Source organism: Bradyrhizobium sp. Ken64 (genome assembly GCF_055807555.1).
Genome location: NZ_JBVVPA010000004.1, coordinates 422,680 through 440,291, shown reverse-complemented (window position 1 = coordinate 440,291; position 17,612 = coordinate 422,680). Strand labels below are relative to the sequence as shown.

Annotated in this window: 15 protein-coding genes; 9 read left to right on the top strand and 6 right to left on the bottom strand. The window is 65.0% G+C overall.

Annotation, left to right across the window (positions count from 1 at the left end; all coding sequences use genetic code 11):
• Positions 1 to 162: 162 nt before the first annotated feature.
• Positions 163 to 1,182, bottom strand: coding sequence for an SAM-dependent methyltransferase (locus AC0L2F_RS10210; protein WP_473248272.1), 1,020 nt, complete (start codon positions 1,180 to 1,182; stop codon positions 163 to 165).
• A 194-nt stretch (positions 1,183 to 1,376) separates the two neighbouring features.
• On the opposite strand from AC0L2F_RS10210, the gene AC0L2F_RS10205 reads away from it, so the two are divergent.
• From AC0L2F_RS10205 to AC0L2F_RS10190, 4 genes are all read left to right on the top strand, one after another.
• The gene (locus AC0L2F_RS10205) at positions 1,377 to 2,399 is read left to right on the top strand and encodes a flagellar motor protein MotA (RefSeq protein WP_473248271.1); all 1,023 of its coding nucleotides are present in this window, start codon (positions 1,377 to 1,379) and stop codon (positions 2,397 to 2,399) included.
• A 4-nt stretch (positions 2,400 to 2,403) separates the two neighbouring features.
• The gene (locus AC0L2F_RS10200) at positions 2,404 to 3,432 is read left to right on the top strand and encodes a peptidoglycan -binding protein (protein WP_007599914.1); all 1,029 of its coding nucleotides are present in this window, start codon (positions 2,404 to 2,406) and stop codon (positions 3,430 to 3,432) included.
• Positions 3,433 to 3,596: 164 nt separating this feature from the next.
• Positions 3,597 to 4,043, top strand: coding sequence for a GNAT family N-acetyltransferase (locus tag AC0L2F_RS10195; RefSeq protein ID WP_473248270.1), 447 nt, complete (start codon positions 3,597 to 3,599; stop codon positions 4,041 to 4,043).
• 111 nt (positions 4,044 to 4,154) lie between these two features.
• Positions 4,155 to 4,376: a hypothetical protein gene (locus AC0L2F_RS10190; protein ID WP_473248269.1), complete on the top strand. Its 222-nt coding sequence runs from the start codon at positions 4,155 to 4,157 to the stop codon at positions 4,374 to 4,376.
• A gap of 501 nt (positions 4,377 to 4,877) precedes the next feature.
• Here the strand turns inward: AC0L2F_RS10190 and AC0L2F_RS10185 are convergent.
• The gene (locus AC0L2F_RS10185) at positions 4,878 to 6,704 is read right to left on the bottom strand and encodes an ABC transporter ATP-binding protein/permease (RefSeq protein WP_473248268.1); all 1,827 of its coding nucleotides are present in this window, start codon (positions 6,702 to 6,704) and stop codon (positions 4,878 to 4,880) included.
• A gap of 230 nt (positions 6,705 to 6,934) precedes the next feature.
• On the opposite strand from AC0L2F_RS10185, the gene rpmE reads away from it, so the two are divergent.
• Positions 6,935 to 7,162, top strand: coding sequence for a 50S ribosomal protein L31 (gene rpmE / locus AC0L2F_RS10180; protein ID WP_007599895.1), 228 nt, complete (start codon positions 6,935 to 6,937; stop codon positions 7,160 to 7,162).
• Positions 7,163 to 7,316: 154 nt separating this feature from the next.
• Here the strand turns inward: rpmE and rcdA are convergent, their stop codons facing one another.
• Together rcdA and AC0L2F_RS10170 are read right to left on the bottom strand one after the other, a co-directional pair.
• Entirely contained in the window at positions 7,317 to 7,826 is a 510-nt protein-coding gene (gene rcdA, locus AC0L2F_RS10175) for a protease adaptor protein RcdA (protein ID WP_007599893.1), read from the bottom strand.
• A gap of 552 nt (positions 7,827 to 8,378) precedes the next feature.
• Positions 8,379 to 8,570: a DUF1192 domain-containing protein gene (locus tag AC0L2F_RS10170; RefSeq protein ID WP_063994709.1), complete on the bottom strand. Its 192-nt coding sequence runs from the start codon at positions 8,568 to 8,570 to the stop codon at positions 8,379 to 8,381.
• 111 nt (positions 8,571 to 8,681) lie between these two features.
• Between AC0L2F_RS10170 and AC0L2F_RS10165 the strand changes: the two genes are divergently transcribed.
• Positions 8,682 to 9,680 carry an NAD(P)H-quinone oxidoreductase gene (locus AC0L2F_RS10165; RefSeq protein WP_007605500.1) on the top strand — a complete coding sequence of 333 codons (999 nt, stop codon included), beginning with the start codon at positions 8,682 to 8,684 and terminating at the stop codon, positions 9,678 to 9,680.
• 154 nt (positions 9,681 to 9,834) lie between these two features.
• Positions 9,835 to 12,711 carry an EAL domain-containing protein gene (locus AC0L2F_RS10160; protein WP_473248267.1) on the top strand — a complete coding sequence of 959 codons (2,877 nt, stop codon included), beginning with the start codon at positions 9,835 to 9,837 and terminating at the stop codon, positions 12,709 to 12,711.
• Positions 12,712 to 12,886: 175 nt separating this feature from the next.
• On the opposite strand, the gene AC0L2F_RS10155 is transcribed toward AC0L2F_RS10160, so the two are convergent.
• A complete protein-coding gene (locus tag AC0L2F_RS10155; protein WP_473248266.1) occupies positions 12,887 to 13,150 on the bottom strand; it encodes a DUF7662 domain-containing protein in 264 nt (87 codons plus the stop codon).
• A gap of 144 nt (positions 13,151 to 13,294) precedes the next feature.
• On the opposite strand from AC0L2F_RS10155, the gene AC0L2F_RS10150 reads away from it, so the two are divergent.
• The gene (locus AC0L2F_RS10150; RefSeq protein WP_473248265.1) at positions 13,295 to 14,791 is read left to right on the top strand and encodes a sensor domain-containing diguanylate cyclase; all 1,497 of its coding nucleotides are present in this window, start codon (positions 13,295 to 13,297) and stop codon (positions 14,789 to 14,791) included.
• Between the two features lie 191 nt (positions 14,792 to 14,982).
• Here AC0L2F_RS10150 and AC0L2F_RS10145 read toward each other — a convergent pair whose 3' ends face one another.
• Entirely contained in the window at positions 14,983 to 15,858 is an 876-nt protein-coding gene (locus tag AC0L2F_RS10145) for a UTP--glucose-1-phosphate uridylyltransferase (RefSeq protein WP_027515491.1), read from the bottom strand.
• A gap of 206 nt (positions 15,859 to 16,064) precedes the next feature.
• Between AC0L2F_RS10145 and AC0L2F_RS10140 the strand changes: the two genes are divergently transcribed.
• A complete protein-coding gene (locus tag AC0L2F_RS10140) occupies positions 16,065 to 17,459 on the top strand; it encodes a lytic murein transglycosylase (RefSeq protein ID WP_473248295.1) in 1,395 nt (464 codons plus the stop codon).
• The last annotated feature ends 153 nt before the right edge of the window (positions 17,460 to 17,612 follow it).

Sequence of the window (17,612 nt, the reverse complement as noted above, 5' to 3'; positions counted from 1 at the left end):
GTCTGATTTGAAAAGGAAAATAATCGGTGTTTGCTGCGACGCAATGAGAGCTTGGGCGGCTCATTGTCACACGAGCTATCCCGTTCAAAAAACGAGTGTTTCGGAAAGTCACCGGATCGTGAATCGAGTTCCCTCGCGGCGTGCTGCGACGGAACAGCGCAATTACCCCGCCGCCTTCATCCGATAGTGGCTGACGCCCCACTCGGTTCCATCGGCGTAGCCGAACAGGCCTGCCGTCGCGAGCAAGAACCAGCGCCAGCGTCGCATCCGCAGGCCGGTCTCCTCGCCATGGACGTTGCGCAAGGCCGCTTCGATGAAACAGCGATGCGTGTCGAAATTCCCGAGCCAGTCGTTGGCGGTGCGCTGATAATGCGTGCCGCTCCAGCACCATTCCTTCTCGACCGCGAAGATATCGTCGAATTGCCTGATGAGATGATGGCTCGGCATCAGCCCGCCGGCGAAGACGTGCTGTGCGATCCAGTCGTCGCGATCGGCCCCGTTGAACAGGTGAGAGCCGGAGCGATGGGCGACGATGTGCATGAAGAACCGCCCCTCCGGCGCGAGCCATGATCGCAGGCGCGTCATCAGCTTGCGCCAGTTCATGACGTGCTCGAACATCTCGACCGAGACGATGCGGTCGAATTGCCCGTCCGGCGCGAACACGTTGATGTCCGCGCAGACCACCCGCAGATTAAGAAGACCGCGCAGCCGCGCCTCTTCCTCGATATGGGCGCGCTGCGCCTGCGAGCTCGACACCGCCGTCACCTTGGCGTGCGGAAACTGCCGCGCCATCCACAGCGACAGCGAGCCCCAGCCGCAACCGAGCTCGAGGATGATCTGACCATCGGCGAGAGCGGCATGCTCGGCGGTCTGGCGCAACGCCTCCTCCTCGGCCTCTTGCAAGGTGGTCGCGTCGGTCTTGTAGAAGCAGGACGAGTATTTGCGGTTGGGACCGAGCACCTTCGCAAAGAACGAAGCCGGCACCTCGTCATGGCCGACATCCGGGTCCTCGGCGATCGGCCGCAGCATCATCCGCCCGGCGAAGGCGGCATCGTCGGCCCCGCCCAGCGCGGACAGCCGGGTCACCGTGCGCGAGCACAGGCGCTGGATCGCCGCGCGGATCACGATATCAGGCAGCGGCACCCGTTCGGCAGTCCCGATGATCGCGGACACGACGCTCATGCGACGACTCCGTCTTTGGGCGGCAGGGGGAAAAGCTGTGGAATGCCGACGATTTGGAAAGTACGTCCGTACCAAAGCCCCGTTTCAACTCTGGGTTCCCCAGCTCTCCCCGAAATCGGCGCATCCGGCGCTTTTTTTGGGCTGGCGCTGTGCCATAGTGCGCCCCGCAAGCAAGTTAACGGATGATACCGGCCATGCCGCCAGGCGCCTCGCCCCGCACTTCCCTCGACATCGAATACACCAAGCTATCCTCGCCCAGCGTCTTTCTGGTGCGGATGCTGGTCTTTCTGGTGCTCTGCGCCCTGGTGGGGGTGGTGCTCTACAAGCAGATCATCCAGGCCTTCTTCGCCAATCCCGGGCTCAATGCCCTGATCGGCGGCGTGCTGTTCATCGGCATCATCCTGGCCATCCGCCAGGTGATCCGGCTCTACCCCGAGGTCTCCTGGGTCAACAATTTCCGCATTGCCGATCCCGGCCTTGCGCCCGCCCGTCACCCCAAGCTGCTGGCCCCGATGGCGATGATCCTCGGCGGCGAGCGCACCGGGCGGATGTCGATCACCCAGACCACCATGCGGCACCTGCTCGATTCGATCGCGACCCGCCTCGACGAGGCCCGCGACATCTCCCGCTACATGACCGGGCTTCTGGTGTTCCTCGGCCTGCTCGGCACCTTCTGGGGCCTGATCGAGACGGTCGGCTCGGTCGGCAAGGTGATCGACGGGCTCAAGGTCGGGGGCGATTCCGGCGCCCTGTTCGACACGCTGAAGGAGGGGCTGGCCGCCCCGCTCGGCGGCATGGGCATTTCGTTCTCGAGCTCGCTGTTCGGCCTCGCCGGCTCGCTGATCCTGGGCTTCCTCGACCTGCAATCGAGCCAGGCGCAGAACCGTTTCTACACCGATCTCGAAGACTGGCTTGCCACCACCGTGCGCGAATATGGCAACGGCGAGGTGGCTGTCGCCGCCAGCGGTGGCGGCGGCATTGCCAGCGGCGAGCTTCAGGCCGTCGTCGAGCGCTTGCGCTCGGTGCTCGAGGAAGGCAGCGGCAGCCGCGGCACCACCGCGGCGATGGCGAGCCTTGCCGAAGCCATCCAGGCGCTGGTCTCGCACATGCGGACCGAGCAGCAGATGATCCGCGAATGGGCCGACGGCCAGGGCGAGCAGAACCGCGAGATCCGGCGCCTGCTGGAGCGCATCGCGCGTCAGCCCGAGAAGGGTTAGCGACATGGCACTGGCGCGCGGCCGCCGCGGCGATACCTCCTTCAACTACTGGCCCGGCTTCGTCGACGCGCTGTCGACGCTGGTGCTGTCGATCGTGTTCCTGCTGTCGGTGTTCCTGGTCGTGCAGTTCTTCCTGTCACAGGAGGTCACCGGCAAGGACAAGGCCCTGGAGCTGCTCAACGCCAAGATCGCGCAGCTCAACGAGCTGCTGTCGCTGGAGAAGCTCGGCAAGCTCACGCTCGACGACCAGGTCTCGTCGCTGAAAGCCGGCCTCGCTTCGGCCGAGAGCGAGCGCGACCGCATCAAGGGCCTCTATGAGGGGCTCGCCGCCGCTGGCAACGACGCGCAGGGCAAATCCTCCGAGCTCGGCAAGGCGCTGGACTCCGAGAAGGCGGTTTCGGCCCGCGCGCTGGCGCAGATCGAGGTGCTGAACCAGCAGATCAGCGCGCTGCGGCGGCAATTGGCGGCGCTGGAGGAAGCGCTCGACGTCTCCGAGAAGCGCGACAAGGAATCGCAGAATCGAATTGCCGATCTGGGCTCTCGCCTGAATGTCGCCCTGGCGCAGCGCGTGCAGGAATTGTCGCGCTACCGCTCGGAATTCTTCGGCCGCCTGCGTGCTATCCTCGGCAACCGCCCCGACATCCGCATCGTCGGCGACCGCTTCGTGTTCCAGTCCGAAGTGTTCTTCGACACCGGACAGGCGGTGCTGCTGCCCGAAGGCCGCGCCGAGCTCGACACGCTCGCGACCGCGCTGATCGACCTCGACAAGAAGATCCCGAACGAGATCCCCTGGGTGCTGCGCGTCGACGGCCACACCGACGTGCGCCCGGTCAACGGGCCGAACTTCAAGTCGAACTGGGACCTCTCGGCCGCCCGCTCGATCTCGGTGGTGCAGTACCTGATCTCGCTCGGCGTGCCCGCCCAGCGCCTGGTCGCCGCCGGCTTCGGCGAATTCCAGCCGCTCGACACCGCCAACACCGAGGAAGCCTATAAGCGCAACCGCCGTATCGAGCTGAAGCTGACGGAGCGATAGGTGGGATTAGCTCAACGCTCATCCCAGCGTCATGGCCGGGCTCGTCCCGGCCATCCACGTTCTTCGGTCCGCGCCGGAACAAAGACGTGGATGCCCGGGCATAGGCGAGCGGAAGCGACGCCGTCCTTCGGACGGCTATGCCCGGGCATGACGGCCATGGTAAAATGACCGCGCTTCACCTTCGCCCTTACCGCCCCGAGGACGAGGCCGCCGCGATCGATCTGTGGCATCGCACCTGGCAGCAGGCCTATCCGCAGATCGACTTCGCGGCCCGCCTGGACTGGTGGCGCGAGCGCTGGCGCAAGGATCTGGTGCCGAAGGCTTCCATCGTGGTCGCGGAGCAGGACGGCGCGCTGACCGGCTTCGTCACCATCGACGGCGACGGCTATCTCGACCAGCTCGTGGTCGATCCCGCGCATTGGGGCTCCGATGCGGCGCGGCTGCTGGTGGACGAGGCCAAGCGCCTGTCACCGACGGGGGTGACGCTGCTCGTCAACAAGGACAACAGCCGCGCCATCCGCTTCTACGAGCGCAACGGCTTTGCCCATGCCGGCGACGAGGTGAATCCGACCTCGGGCCGGCCCGTGCTGAAGATGGAATGGCAGCCTTAAATTCTGGCGACCTTGATTCTGGCGGGCGTGACGCCCGTCACGTCGGGATCCCGGGACGTCGGCTAGTCGTTGTGCCCGGAAGTTGAGCCGGCAAGCGGATGGAGATGCCCCATGAAACTGAGCGATCTGGCCAAGGGGTCTTCGGTCCTGCTCGGCGTCATCGTCGCCGGATATGTCTCGACCAGCTATGTCGACCAGCGCCTCGCCACGCCGGTCAAGACGACGAGTGCTCCGACGAATGGCCTTGGGCCATCGGCCTGCGTCGGTGAGGACGGGAGCTGGAAGAACTGGCCATGGCCGAATGTGCCGGCGCTCTCGCCGAAGTGTCGATGAGCGGCGCTGTCGCGTAACTCGCCGCGAGGCACTCTCGGCTCAAGCGGAGCTCAAGATCGAAATGCCAGCTTTCGGCTTGGCGGATCGCGCGGTGGCTGTCTTCGCAAAGCCGGATCGACTCCTCGATCGCTCGCTGCGCCCGCTCCAAAAGTTCGTTGGTTTCCTTGCTGAATCGCTGGGCCATGAGGCGCACTCCCGTTGAGGCGGGAGCACAAATCATCTCTCAGGCACCGACGCCTACGGACGAGCCTTTGGCCGGCGATACCTCATTAGGCGCCACATCCGGGGGAACTGCAAGGTTCATCCACTCATCCGCTCGCTCCAAAGGAAGACGATGTGGCGCGACGCGCCTACCAAAATCTCCGCTGTCATTCCCCGCGGAGGCGGGGAATCCAGTACGCCGCGGCTTCTCGATTGCTCACTGCTGTCTCGGAGTACTGGATCGCCCGCCTTCGCGGGCGATGACACTGTGAGTGGGGTAGCAGTCCGGGCTACTCCGCCTCACGCCCCCTCGAACTGCAACCTCGCCAGCCTGGCATAGAGCCCGTTCGCGGCGACCAGCTCCGCATGCGTGCCCTGCTCGACGATCCGGCCCTGGTCCATCACCAGGATGCGGTCGCACGACAGCACGGTGGCGAGGCGGTGCGCGATGACGAGCGTGGTGCGGTGGCGCATCAGCTCTTCCAGCGCGGTCTGCACTAGCGTCTCGCTTTCGGCATCGAGCGCGGAGGTGGCTTCATCGAGCAGCAGCAACGGTGCATCGCGCAGGATCGCACGCGCAATCGCGATGCGCTGGCGCTGGCCGCCGGATAGCGTCACGCCGCGCTCGCCGAGCGGAGTGTCGAAACCTTCAGGCAGGCGGCGGATGAACTCGGCGGCGTGCGCGAGCTCGGCGGCGCGCTCGACCTCGCCGTCGGTGGCATCGGGCCGGCCGAAGCGGATGTTGTCGCGGGCGCTCGCCGCGAACACATTGGATTCCTGCGGCACCAGCGCAATGCGCGAGCGGAAATCACGGGGATCGGCGGATTTGACCGGCACGCCGTCGAGCGAGATCGCGCCGCCGCGCGGATCGTAGAAGCGCAACAGCAGATGAAAGATCGTGCTCTTGCCGGCGCCGGACGGGCCAACGATCGCGACCTTCTCGCCGGGGCGCACGGTGAACGAGACGGCATCGAGCACATTGACGTCGCGCCGCGCCGGATAGGCGAAGCTGACGTGGTCGAAGCCGACTTCGCCACGCGCCGGCACCGGCAGCGCGCGCGGCGAGGTGGGCGCGGTGATGTCGGGCTGCACATGCAGGATCTCGAACAGGCGCTCGGCAGCGCCGGATGCCGCCGAGATCTCGCCCCAGACCTCGCTGAGCTGGCCGAGGCCGGCCGCGGCAAAGGCCGCATAGAGCACGAACTGGCCGAGTCGGCCCGGCGTGATGGTGCCGGTCAGCACGTCGTGCGAACCGATCCAGAGGATCGCGACCACGCTTGCGAACACGATGAAGATGATGATGGCGGTGAGCACGGCGCGCGCCTGCGTGGACGTGCGCGCGGCTTCATAGGCCTGCTCGACCTCGCCGCCGAAGCGCCTCTCGGCGAGGCTCTCGCTGGTATAGGCCTGCACGGTGCGGATCGCTCCGACCAGCTCGCCGGCATAGGCGGAGGCCTCGGCCAGCGTGTCCTGCGCATTGCGCGACAGCCGCCGCACCCAGCGCCCGAAGGCGACCAGCGGCAGCACGATCAGGGGAATGGCCAGCAGCACGAAGCCTGACAGCCGCGGGCTGGTGATCACCATCATCGCCGCGGCACCGAAGAACATCATCAGGTTGCGTAGCGCGATCGAGACCGAGGCGCCGACGGAGGATTTGATCTGGGTGGTGTCGGCGGTGAGGCGCGACACCAGCTCGCCGCTGCGCGCGGAATCGAAGAAGGCCGGCGAGAGCGAGAGCAGATGGGCGAAGACGTCGCGCCTGAGATCGGCGACGATGCGCTCGCCGATCGTCATCACGAGGTAGTAGCGCGCAGCACTCGCCAGCGCGAGCACGGCGACCACCGCGATCATCACCGAGAAGTAGCTGTTGATCAGCTCGATGCCTTCAGGCGTCAGGCCGAAATCGATCATCCTGCGCACCGCGACCGGCACCAGCAGGGTGGTCAGCGCCGCGATCGTCAGCGCCACGAAGGCCAGCGCCGCCCGCCCGCGATAGCGCGCCACATAGGGCGCGAGCGCCAGCAGCGGCCGCAGCTTCGCGCGGCTTTTCGCCGGCGCCTCGATCAGGTCGGCCTCGATCGACGGGGCTTCCGCGGGCCCGGTTTCAAGCCGTTCTACTGCGCTCATGAGATCCGACCAAAAGACAAAGAGAGGTAGTCTGCTCCAGATAGGCCGAGCGAGCGGGAGTGGCAAATCCGGGATGTCCCTTAGGGGGCCGCCCGGTCCCCCAAGGCCTCAAAAGGCCTTGCCCCAACCTTGCAACAGCTTGTTTTAAAGGGCCTCGTGGGGTATAGACCGCGCCAAATCCGTCATTCGATAGCCACTCAAGTGAGGCGCCGGGGCGCCGAGGAATTGCCATGAAAGCCGAAATTCACCCGAACTATCATACGATTAAGGTCGTGATGACCGACGGAACCGAGTACCTGACCCGCTCCACCTGGGGCAAGGAAGGCGACACGCTGAACCTTGACATCGACCCCAAGTCGCACCCGGCCTGGACCGGCGGCAACGCGCAGCTGATGGATCGCGGCGGCCGCGTCTCGCGCTTCCAGAAGAAGTTTTCGGGCTTTCTCAAAAAGGATTGATCCGGCCCCTCGCGGCTGGAGACGAAAACGCCCCCGGAGAGCCGGGGGCGTTTTTTGTTTTCTATCACTGTCATTCCGGGGCGGCTCGGAGAGCCGAACCCGGAATCTCGAGATTCCGGGTTCGCGCTTCGCGCGCCCCGGAATGACGGAGGCCCTACCGCTCGAACGCGGCCTTCAGCGCGTTGAGATGCGGCACCAGGGGGTTGCCGATCGAGGAATGATCGACCGGCGGGGTGTGGATGGTGGTGTCCAGGCGACGCACGCGGGTCTGGAGGCTCATCGAGCGATGGATCAGATCCTGGAGCTGCGACGGCAGCTTCTCGATGCTGTCGGTGGAGCCGGGATCCGCGGCGGAAAGCTTGACCTTGGTTTTTTCGCGGTTGGCCTGGCCCAGCGTCATCTCGCCTTCCTTCACTGCGCGGTGCAGCAGCAGCCACGAAGCCAGCTGCATCAGGCGGGTGGTCAGGCGCATGCTCTCGGTCGCATAAGTGAGGCTGACGGCGCGATCGAGCGCCTTGGCCTCGGTACGGCCGGCGCCATCGAGATAGGCCGCGGTCTCCTCGACCAGGTCCATGCCCTCACGGAACAGGACGCCGAACGCCGCAGAATTGGTGAACCGCTCGCTGAGTTGAACGAGAGCGCCTTCGGCTTGCAAACGTTCCATGGTTAACGCCCCTTACGCAACTGTCTGACTGCCCGGCTTGGCGCCGGCTTATGATGAACAAATCATTGCGCGCGGGGAGCGCCGAGTCCAGTGACAAGCGCGGATATGGTTTCCGCGGGTCTTTGCTCGGAATTCAACCGGGACGAGACGTAAAAAGGCGGAGCCAGGCGCAAAAAAAGAGCCGCCGGAAAACCGGCGGCTTTGAAAGTTGATAACAGGGAGGCGTCAAACAGAGTGGACAGGAGCCACTCGGTGTCCAAACAAGGACAGTTCCCAGTCATAAACTCGAAAGCTTAATGTGGAGTAAACGAGCGATTATTTTGAGGGTTCGTTAGCCATGTCGGTCAGTGGCCGAGTGGGCTTCTCGTGCCCCGGACGCAGTGCGGCACCAGAAGCGCGTTCACGCGCGTCTTCGACACGCTATGGTGCTGCACTGCTGAGCCGGGGCCCAGGGCCTTTAGCTGACGTGTTTGGAGACGCATGGGTCCCGGCTCTGCGGAGCGTCACTGCGTGACGCACCGCGTCCGGGACACGAGAGTGGAGCGTCGATGCCTACTTCTTGAAAACGCTGTTGGCCGCATCGCGCGAGGCGCGCTTCTTTGTTGCGGCTTCTTCCAATCTTGCGATCTCGCCCTTGAGCAGCGCGATACGCTCGGTCAGTTCCTCCACTGACAAGAGTGAGAGATCCTGTCCGATGTCATGGCTGATCTTCCTGCGCGGACGGTCGTCGTCTTCCATCGCCATCCTTGTTCCTCCTGCGTTCGCATCACAAGCGGCTGAGGCGGTTGCAAGCCTGCACCGCGCTGGCTAAGCAATGGCCTCGTTCCATCCCGCACCTTTGCTCAAGGACACATCATGGACAAGCTGCCCGCGCAAATGACCGTGGTCGCCATCTCGAAACCCGGCGGACCGGAAGTGCTGGTGCCGGAACAGCGGGCGCTGCCGCAGCCCGGCCCCGACGAGATCCTGGTCAAGGTGCAGGCCGCCGGCGTCAACCGGCCCGACGTCGCGCAGCGCTCCGGCGCGTATCCGCCGCCGCCAGGCGCCAGCGACCTGCCCGGCCTCGAGATCGCCGGCGAAGTGGTGGCTGTCGGCAGCAACGCCAAGCGGCACAAGATCGGCGACAAGGTGATGTCGCTGGTCGCCGGCGGCGGCTATGCGCAGTACTGTATCGCCCAGGATGGTCAGGCGATGAGCGTGCCGCCGTCGCTCTCGATCAAGGAAGCCGGTGCGCTGCCGGAAACGCTGATGACGGTCTGGCACAACGTGTTCGAGCGCGGCGGCCTGAAGGCCGGCGAGACGCTGCTGATCCATGGCGGCTCCTCCGGCATCGGCACCATGGCCATCCAGCTCGCAAAAGCGTTCGGCGCCAAGGTGATCGTCACCGTGGGATCGCAGGACAAGATCGATGCCTGCCTCAAGCTCGGCGCCGATCGTGCCATCAACTACAAGACGGAAGACTTCGTCGCCGTGGTCAAGGCGGAGACGAACAATGCCGGCGCCAATCTGATCCTCGACATGGTCGCCGGCGACTATGTCGATCGCAACTATGACGCCGCCGCGCTCGACGGCCGCATCGTGCAGATCGCGACCCTCAACGGGCCCAAGGTCACCGTCAACATCGCCAAGGTGATGGTGAAGCGCCTCACCCATACCGGCTCGACGCTGCGCCCCCGTAGTAATGCGGACAAGGCGGCGATGGTGGCCGCGATCGAGGCGAAAGTGATGCCGCTTTTGCGCGAAGGCCGGGTCAAGCCGCTGATGGACAGCACTTTCCCGCTGGAAAAGGCATCCGACGCGCACCGGCGGATGGAGACCTCGGCACATATTGGCAAAATTGTGTTGGAGGTCTAGGCCAACGGCCCACAGGCCAAGCCGGAAACCCTTTGATTTTCCTTGCTTTCGTGGCATCTATCGCGACGCACCGAACCCCCTTGTTCCGTTCGGAAAACGCCGTGCACCGAAGAGCCTGCACCGAAGAGTTTGCGTCGAACGCGGAGAACTGACCTTGCGTCTGATCAGGTGCCTCGCGCCCATAGCGCTGGGCCTCATGATTCTCGTCTACGCGTTCCCGGCGCGCGCGCTCGACGCTGTCAGCGTCCGCGGTGACGCGCCCGCGATCGACCTCACCGGCGTGCTCGAGCATCAGCGCAGCGACGCCGACCGCATCCAGGTCTCGACCGCGCCCGGCACCGACGGCATCGTCCGCCGCATCGAGGTGCGCGCCCGCGAGGGTGGCCAGAACTGGGTGGTGTTCGCGCTCGCCAACAACACCGACGACCAGCTCGACCGCCTGATCGTCGCCCCGCATTACCGCATCGTCTCCTCGGGGCTGCTCTGGCCCGACCTCGGGCTGTCGCGCATCGCGACCATCACGCCCTCGATCGGCGACCGGCCGGAGCGGCAGGAGAGCCCGACCGCCGACGTCTTCCGCATCACCCTCGATCCCGGCGCCGTCGTCACCTTCGTCGCGGAGCTGCGCACCGACAAGCTGCCGCAGCTCTATCTGTGGGAGCCGGAATCCTACAAGGACAAGGTCAACTCGTTCACGCTGTACCAGGGCATCGTGATCGGCATCTCCGGCTTGCTGGCGCTGGTGCTGACCATCCTGTTCGTGGTCAAGGGCAGCATCATGTTCCCGGCCGCCGCGGCGCTGGCCTGGGCGGTGCTGGTCTATATCGGGGTCGATTTCGGCTTCTGGGGCAAGGTGCTCGACATGTCGAACAACGCCGAGCGCATCTGGCGCGCGGCGGGTGAGGCGATCCTGGCGGCGACGCTGCTGGTGTTCCTGTTCGCCTATCTCAATCTCAGTCGATGGCACGTGCGCTATTCCCATATCACGGTGGGCTGGCTCGCGTTCCTGGGCTCTCTCGTTGCGCTGGCCCTGTTCGACCCTGCGGTGGCCTCCGGCATCGCGCGCATATCGCTGGTGCTGATCGCCTTCGCGGGCTTCGCGCTGATCGTCTATCTCTCCACCCATGGCTTCGACCGCGCGGTGCTGCTGATCCCGACCTGGTTCCTGCTGGTGGTCTGGGTGGTCGCGGCCGGCATGACGGTCGCGGGCTCCGTCACCAACGACATCGTCGGCCCCGCCCTGCTCGGCGGTCTCGTGCTGATCGTGATGCTGATCGGCTTCACGGTGATGCAGCATGCGTTCGCTGGCGGCGGCGCCACCACCGGCGTCGTCTCCGACATCGAGCGCCGCGCGCTGGCGCTGGCCGGCTCCGGCGATTTGATCTGGGACTGGGACGTTTCCGCCGACAAGGTCTTCACCAGCCCCGAGACCGAGGCCCTGCTCGGCCTCAAGCGCGGCACACTGGAAGGCCCGGCCGCGTCCTGGCTGGAAGTGCTGCACCCGCTCGACCAGGACCGTTTCCGCGCCGCGCTCGACAGCGTGCTCGACCAGCGCCGCGGCCGCCTGGTGCAGGATTTCCGCCTGCGCACGCCGGACGGTCACTTCATGTGGTTCGCGCTGAAGGCGCGCCCGGTGGTCGGCTCCGACGGCGAGGTCTCGCGCGTGGTCGGTACCCTCACCGACGTCACCGAGCTGCGCAACGCCGAGGAGCGCCTGCTGCACGATTCCGTGCATGACAATCTCACCGGCCTGCCCAACCGCAAGCTGTTCATGGACCGGCTCGGCGCCGTCGCGCATTTCGCCAAGACCATGCCGACGCTGCGGCCGACGCTGATGGTGATCGACCTCGACCGCTTCAAGCAGGTCAACGATTCCGTCGGCATCGCGGTTGGCGATTCCATCCTGCTGACGCTGGCCCGCCGCCTCACCCGCATCCTGAAGCCGCAGGATACGCTGGCGCGGCTCGCCGGCGACCAGTTCGGCCTGATCCTGCTCTCGGAGCAGGACCCCGCCCGCATCACCGCTTTCGCCGAGACCATCCGCAAGACCATCCGCGCGCCGATCGCCTTCAACGAACGCGAAATCTTTCTCACGGCCTCGATCGGCCTCGCCTTATCCGATCCGCAAGTTCAGCTCACGGACGAGATCATCAAGGACGCCGAGCTTGCGATGTATCACTCCAAGCGCATCGGCGGCGACCGCATCGACGTTTACAAGGCCGCGATGCGCGCGCGAAAAACCGACCGGCTGACGCTGGAGAGCGAACTGCGCCGCGCCATCGAGCGGCAGGAGCTCACGATCCTGTACCAGCCGATCGTGCGGCTCGAAGACCGCTCCGTCGCCGGCTTCGAGGCGCTGGTGCGCTGGGATCATCCCAAGCTCGGACGCATGGCGCCGTCGGAATTCATCACCATCGCGGAAGAGACCGGCCTGATCATCGACCTCGGCATGTTCGTGCTCGACCAGACCGCCAAGCAGCTCTCGATTTGGCAGCGCGCGATGCGCTCGCGCGAGCCGATCTTCGCATCCGTCAACGTCTCCTCGCGGCAATTGCTGCGCCACGACCTGATCCACGACATCCGCACCGTGCTGTCACGCTCCTCGGTCGCGCGCGGCACGTTGAAGCTGGAACTGACGGAATCGCTGGTGATGGAGAATCCGGAGCACGCGGCGCAGATGCTGACGCGCATCCGCGAGCTCGGCACCGGGCTCTCGCTCGACGATTTCGGCACCGGCCATTCCTCGCTGGCCTATCTGCAGCGCTTCCCGTTCGACACCATCAAGATCGACCAATCCTTCGTGCGCACCACCACCCGCGGCACCCGCCCGGTGATCCTGAAGTCGATCATCGCGCTCGCGCACGACCTCGGCATGGACGTGGTCGCCGAAGGTGCCGAGACCGATTCCGACGCGGTCGAGCTCTACCAGATGGGCTGCGAATACGCGCAAGGATTTGCCTTCGGCGAACCCATGGACGCCGATGCCGCAATGCGCCTGCTCACGGAAGTGCGCCTGGAAGCGGCGAGCTGATCCTTCTCACCTTCTCCCCTTGTGGGAGAAGGTGGCGCGAAGCGCCGGATGAGGGGTTGTCTCTACGAATTGAAACGCTGACGTGAGGACAGAGACCCCTCACCCGTCTCGCCGCTACGCGGCGAGCCACCCTCTCCCACAGGGGGAGAGAGGAAGAGCGCACCTCTCCTCGATATCAACGCCGCCGGTCACTCTTCCGCTTCGTGAACCGCACGCTCGCACCGTCCGGCATCCGCATCGCCACGAAGCCCGCGGCGAGGCAGGCTTCGCGCTGCGGCATCTGAATGTCCGGGCTGCGCAGGCTGTCCCACCATGAGGCACGATTCGCCGCGCGCGGCAGGGCCGCGCCGATGATCTCTTCGATCTGTTCATAGGTCAGCACGAATTCCGCCTGCTTCTGCCGCATCAGATAATCGCGCAACGCGTCGTAGTCGTTCACCGCTGTCCTCTTCGCTGGTCGAAGTCCCGCTTTGCCCAAAACCGTCAGCCGCGGAAACCAATTTTTAACTCATTCCGGCAGCGCCGTCCCGGCTTAAACACTGCTCAAGCTTTCGGGCGCATTCACTAATGTCGGGAGCAAACGATGTTGTCTCGATGGCGCGACGTCACGGCCCGCCGGCCATGGCGGCTTTCGGCGAAGCTGCTGATCATCTCGTCCGTGGTGACGGTGATCGGCTTTTCCGCCATTTGCGTCAACGTCATGCTGGACATGCGCCACGGCGAGGAGGCGCTCGCCCGCCAGACCTTGGAAAACCTGGCGACGACCATCGACTCCGACATCAGCCGCAACATCGAGATCTACGACCTGGCCCTCAAGGCGGTCGCCAGCAACATGCTGCTGCCGGAGATCGCCACGGTCTCGAAGCCGATCCGTCAGCTCATCCTGTTCGACCATGCGACCACGGCGAGGCATTTCGGCGCGATCCAGGTGTTCGACGCCGAGGGCAGGCTGACCATCGACGCTTCCACGCTCGATCCCGTTGCCGAAAACCGCATCGACGAGGATTACTTCAAGGTCCATCGCGATAATCCGCAAGCCGGGCTCTTCATCAGCCGGCCGATGCTGTTCCGCGGCGCTTATTCGATCGTGCTGAGCCGGCGCATCAGCGACACCGACGGCGGCTTCCTCGGCGTCGTCGCCGGATCGATCCGCTTCAGCTATTTCCACGAATTGTTCGAGCGGCTGAGCCTCGATCCCGACGACACCATCACCGTGCTCAAGCGCGACCGTACCGTCATGATGCGGCGGCCGTTTGATCTCGATGTGATAGGCACGAATCTGGCCGCCCGGCCGGTCTGGAAGGCCGATAATCTGAAGGTCGGCGGCGCATTCGCCGGACAGGGGCCGATCGACGGCACGCCGCGGCTCTATGTCCGCAGCAGTGGGACCAGCCCACTATTCGTGGTGGCGGGCAAACCGCTCGCCGCCGTGTTCGAGCTCTGGCAGAGGGAAGCCTACCGCATCGGCGCCGTGGTCCTGGCGCTCAGCCTGTTCATGCTGGCATCGACGCTGGTGCTCGCGCGCGAGATCGGCCGGCGCGCCGAGGCCGAGCGCAAGCTCGAGGAGATGGCGACGACCGACGCGCTCACCGGCCTGAAGAACCGCCGCAAGTTCGACCAGGTGATCGACGTCGAATGGCGCCGCGCGATGCGGCAGCAGACGCCGATCGCGCTCTTGATGATCGATGCCGATCACTTCAAGGCCTACAACGACACGTTCGGCCATCAGGCCGGCGACCAGGTGCTGGTCGGCATCGCCATCTGCATTTCCGATTCGGTGAGCCGCGCCGGCGACTGCGCCGCGCGCTATGGCGGCGAGGAATTCGCCGTGCTGCTGCCGGGTACTTCGGTCACCGACGCCCTCACAGTGGCCGAGAATATCCGCGCCAAGGTGCAGGGATGGTCCGACGACCACACGAACTCGACGGTGTCCTGCGGCATCGCGAGTCTCGTTCCCACCACCGGAATGGACTGGCCGCTCCTGGTCGCCGCCGCCGACAAGGCCCTCTACGCCGCAAAAGCCGGCGGCCGCAACCAGTCGGTGGTCGCAAGCCTGCCGAAGCTGTCGCTGGTGGCGTGAGTCTCGGCATCGGAGCGTGTCGCTCGCCACAACTCAGTGTCGTCCCGGCGAAGGCCGGGACCCATACCGCGAGGTCTATCGATCGCAAACCGATAGAAGTACCGAACGACGAGTCTTCGCCAAACTGCTCCCTGGGGGGATGGGTCCCGGCCCCCCGTGCGCAATTGCGCACTAGGCCGGGACGACGACGACTACTGCCCCAAATACTTCTTCATTTCCGCAATGAGCCCGTCACGCAGCTCCGGCCGCTTCAGGCCGTAGGCGATGTTGGCGCGGAGGAAGCCGGGCTTGGAGCCGCAATCGTGGCGCTCGCCCTCGAACTCGACGCCGTAGAATTTTTGCGATCTGGCGAGGCCGATCATGGCGTCGGTGAGCTGGATCTCGCCGCCGGCGCCGCGCTCCTGGGTCTCCAGGATCTTGAAGATCTCCGGCTGCAGGATGTAGCGGCCGGTGATCGAGAGGTTGGAGGGCGCGGTGCCCTTGGCCGGCTTCTCGACCATGCCGTCGACCTCGAACATCTTGCCGGTGCGTTTGCCGACGCCGCAGATGCCGTATTGATGGGTCAGATGATCGGGCACCGCCTCGACCGCGATGACATTGGATTTTTCGCCGAGCTTGCTGGCGGTGTCGATCATCTGCTTCAGGCAGCCGGGCGAATTGAGCACGAGTTCGTCGGGCAGCACGACCGCGAACGGTTCGTTGCCGACGATGTCGCGCGCGCACCAGACCGCGTGACCGAGGCCGAGCGGCGCCTGCTGGCGGGTGAAGCTGACGGCGCCGGCTTCGGGCTGGTTCTGCGCCAGAACGTCCTGCTCGGTCTTCTTGCCGCGCGCGGCCAGCGTCGCATCGAGCTCGAACATCCGGTCGAAATGATCTTCGATGACACTTTTGTTGCGGCCGGTGACGAAGATGAAGTGCTCGATGCCGGCTTCCCTCGCCTCGTCATAGACGTACTGGATCAGCGGCTTGTCGACGATCGTCAGCATTTCCTTCGGCATCGCCTTGGTGGCGGGCAGGACGCGGGTGCCGAGGCCGGCAACGGGAAATACGGCTTTGCGGATTTTCATGGGATTGATCGAATACCTGAGGAACACGTGAAGGGAGCAATGCCATCTTGCTAGCTTGTTTGCAGCCGCCAACAAAGGCGGATGTGGGGCCTCATCCTCACAGAGTTAAGAAAAAGGCCACCATCAAAATTTCACCTTTGTTAAGCTGTTGGCAACCGTAACCAGGCCTCCTGAGGGCGGATTTTGGCCGGACAGGTGTGGACATGATGCAATCAATGGCAGAGCTGGCGAAACGGGGCGGGTCCGTGATCGGTGCGACGATGATTGCGGCCGCCCTGCTGTTCCCGCTTCCCGCCGGCGCACAGGCTCAGAACGGTCTGTCCAATCTGTTCGGCGGTATTTTCTCCGGCCCGAACCCGGCGCCTTCCCAAGCAGCGCCCGGGCCCGGCGGCGCTCAAACGGGAGTTCAACCCTGGACCGGCGAGGACGGCGCCTCCGGCCATCCGCTGATGACAGCCGCCGCGATCCGGGAGGCCGCGGGTAACTTCAACAATTGCGTCGCAGGCATGTGGCCCGATGCCGCACGGCGCGGTATCACGCCGGAAAATTTCCAGCGCTTCACGGCAGGCCTCGCGCCCGATCTGCGCATCATGGACCTCATGGACTCGCAGCCCGAGTTCACCAAGTCGATCTGGGATTATCTCGACATCCTCGTGAACGACAACCGCCTCGCCAAGGGCCGCGAGGTCCTGGCCAAATACAAGGCGCAGTTCGACGCCACTGAAAAAGCCACCGGCGTCGACCGCTACATCATCGCCTCGATCTGGGGCATCGAGTCCAACTACTCGACGCAGATGGGCGACCGCAGCGTGCTGCAATCGACCGCGACGCTCGCCTGCATCGGGCGACGCCAGGCTTACTTCAAGGACGAATTCCTCTCGGCGCTGGAGATCCTCAACCGCGGCGATCTCAGGCCCGAACAATTGCGCGGTTCCTGGGCCGGCGCCTTCGGTCCGACCCAGTTCATGCCGACCGCGTTCAAGCGCTTCGCCGTGGACGGCGACGGCGACGGACGACGCGACGTCGTCGACAATCCCTCCGACCTGATCGCGTCGACCGCCAACAATCTGAAGAAGGACGGCTGGCAGGCCGGCCAGACCTGGGGCTACGAGGTCGTGGTGCCCCAGGGCTTCAACTACATGCTGGCCGATCGCGCCAAGGCGATGACGGTGGCGCAATGGGAAAAGCTCGGGCTCAAGCGTCCGGCCAACCAACCCTTCCCGCATCCAACCGAGAAGGCCTATCTGCTGGCGCCGGCCGGTGCCCAGGGGCCGGGCTTCCTGATGCTGCAGAATTTCCGGGTGATCATGAAGTACAACCCGGCCGAGGCCTATGCGCTGGCGATCGGCCATTTCGCCGATCGCCTCCGCGGCGGCCAGCCCTTCGTGCAGCCCTGGCCGCGGCAGGAACGGGAATTGTCCCGCACCGAGCGGCTGGAACTGCAGCAGCTTCTGGCCCAGCGCGGCTTCTACAAGGGCACCCCGGACGGCCAGTTCGGCGGCCAGACCCGGGAGGCCCTGCGCAGCTTCCAGGCCTCGATCGGGGTCCCCGCGGACGGATTTGCCTCCTCCGACGCGCTGGAAAGGCTGCGCGGGCGGTAAAATCGCGCTGAAAGTAACCCTGAACAGGGATTTTGGCCGGCAGCCTTGACCGGGACGGCGGTTCACCGTGTATGGGCCAAGGATCTCAGTATCTGAAGAGAATCTGAAAAGAGAATCTGCCCGTTTGGCGCCCGATTCCGTTATTATATTGAG

What these genes read in the sequence shown, in the direction of transcription:
- AC0L2F_RS10210 (WP_473248272.1), bottom strand. Translation starts at nt 1,182, where the DNA reads ATGAGCGTCGTGTCCGCGATCATCGGGACTGCCGAACGGGTGCCGCTG.
- AC0L2F_RS10205 (WP_473248271.1), top strand. Translation starts at nt 1,377, where the DNA reads ATGCCGCCAGGCGCCTCGCCCCGCACTTCCCTCGACATCGAATACACC.
- AC0L2F_RS10200 (WP_007599914.1), top strand. Translation starts at nt 2,404, where the DNA reads ATGGCACTGGCGCGCGGCCGCCGCGGCGATACCTCCTTCAACTACTGG.
- AC0L2F_RS10195 (WP_473248270.1), top strand. Translation starts at nt 3,597, where the DNA reads ATGACCGCGCTTCACCTTCGCCCTTACCGCCCCGAGGACGAGGCCGCC.
- AC0L2F_RS10190 (WP_473248269.1), top strand. Translation starts at nt 4,155, where the DNA reads ATGAAACTGAGCGATCTGGCCAAGGGGTCTTCGGTCCTGCTCGGCGTC.
- AC0L2F_RS10185 (WP_473248268.1), bottom strand. Translation starts at nt 6,704, where the DNA reads ATGAGCGCAGTAGAACGGCTTGAAACCGGGCCCGCGGAAGCCCCGTCG.
- rpmE (WP_007599895.1), top strand. Translation starts at nt 6,935, where the DNA reads ATGAAAGCCGAAATTCACCCGAACTATCATACGATTAAGGTCGTGATG.
- rcdA (WP_007599893.1), bottom strand. Translation starts at nt 7,826, where the DNA reads ATGGAACGTTTGCAAGCCGAAGGCGCTCTCGTTCAACTCAGCGAGCGG.
- AC0L2F_RS10170 (WP_063994709.1), bottom strand. Translation starts at nt 8,570, where the DNA reads ATGGCGATGGAAGACGACGACCGTCCGCGCAGGAAGATCAGCCATGAC.
- AC0L2F_RS10165 (WP_007605500.1), top strand. Translation starts at nt 8,682, where the DNA reads ATGGACAAGCTGCCCGCGCAAATGACCGTGGTCGCCATCTCGAAACCC.
- AC0L2F_RS10150 (WP_473248265.1), top strand. Translation starts at nt 13,295, where the DNA reads ATGTTGTCTCGATGGCGCGACGTCACGGCCCGCCGGCCATGGCGGCTT.
- AC0L2F_RS10145 (WP_027515491.1), bottom strand. Translation starts at nt 15,858, where the DNA reads ATGAAAATCCGCAAAGCCGTATTTCCCGTTGCCGGCCTCGGCACCCGC.
- AC0L2F_RS10140 (WP_473248295.1), top strand. Translation starts at nt 16,065, where the DNA reads ATGCAATCAATGGCAGAGCTGGCGAAACGGGGCGGGTCCGTGATCGGT.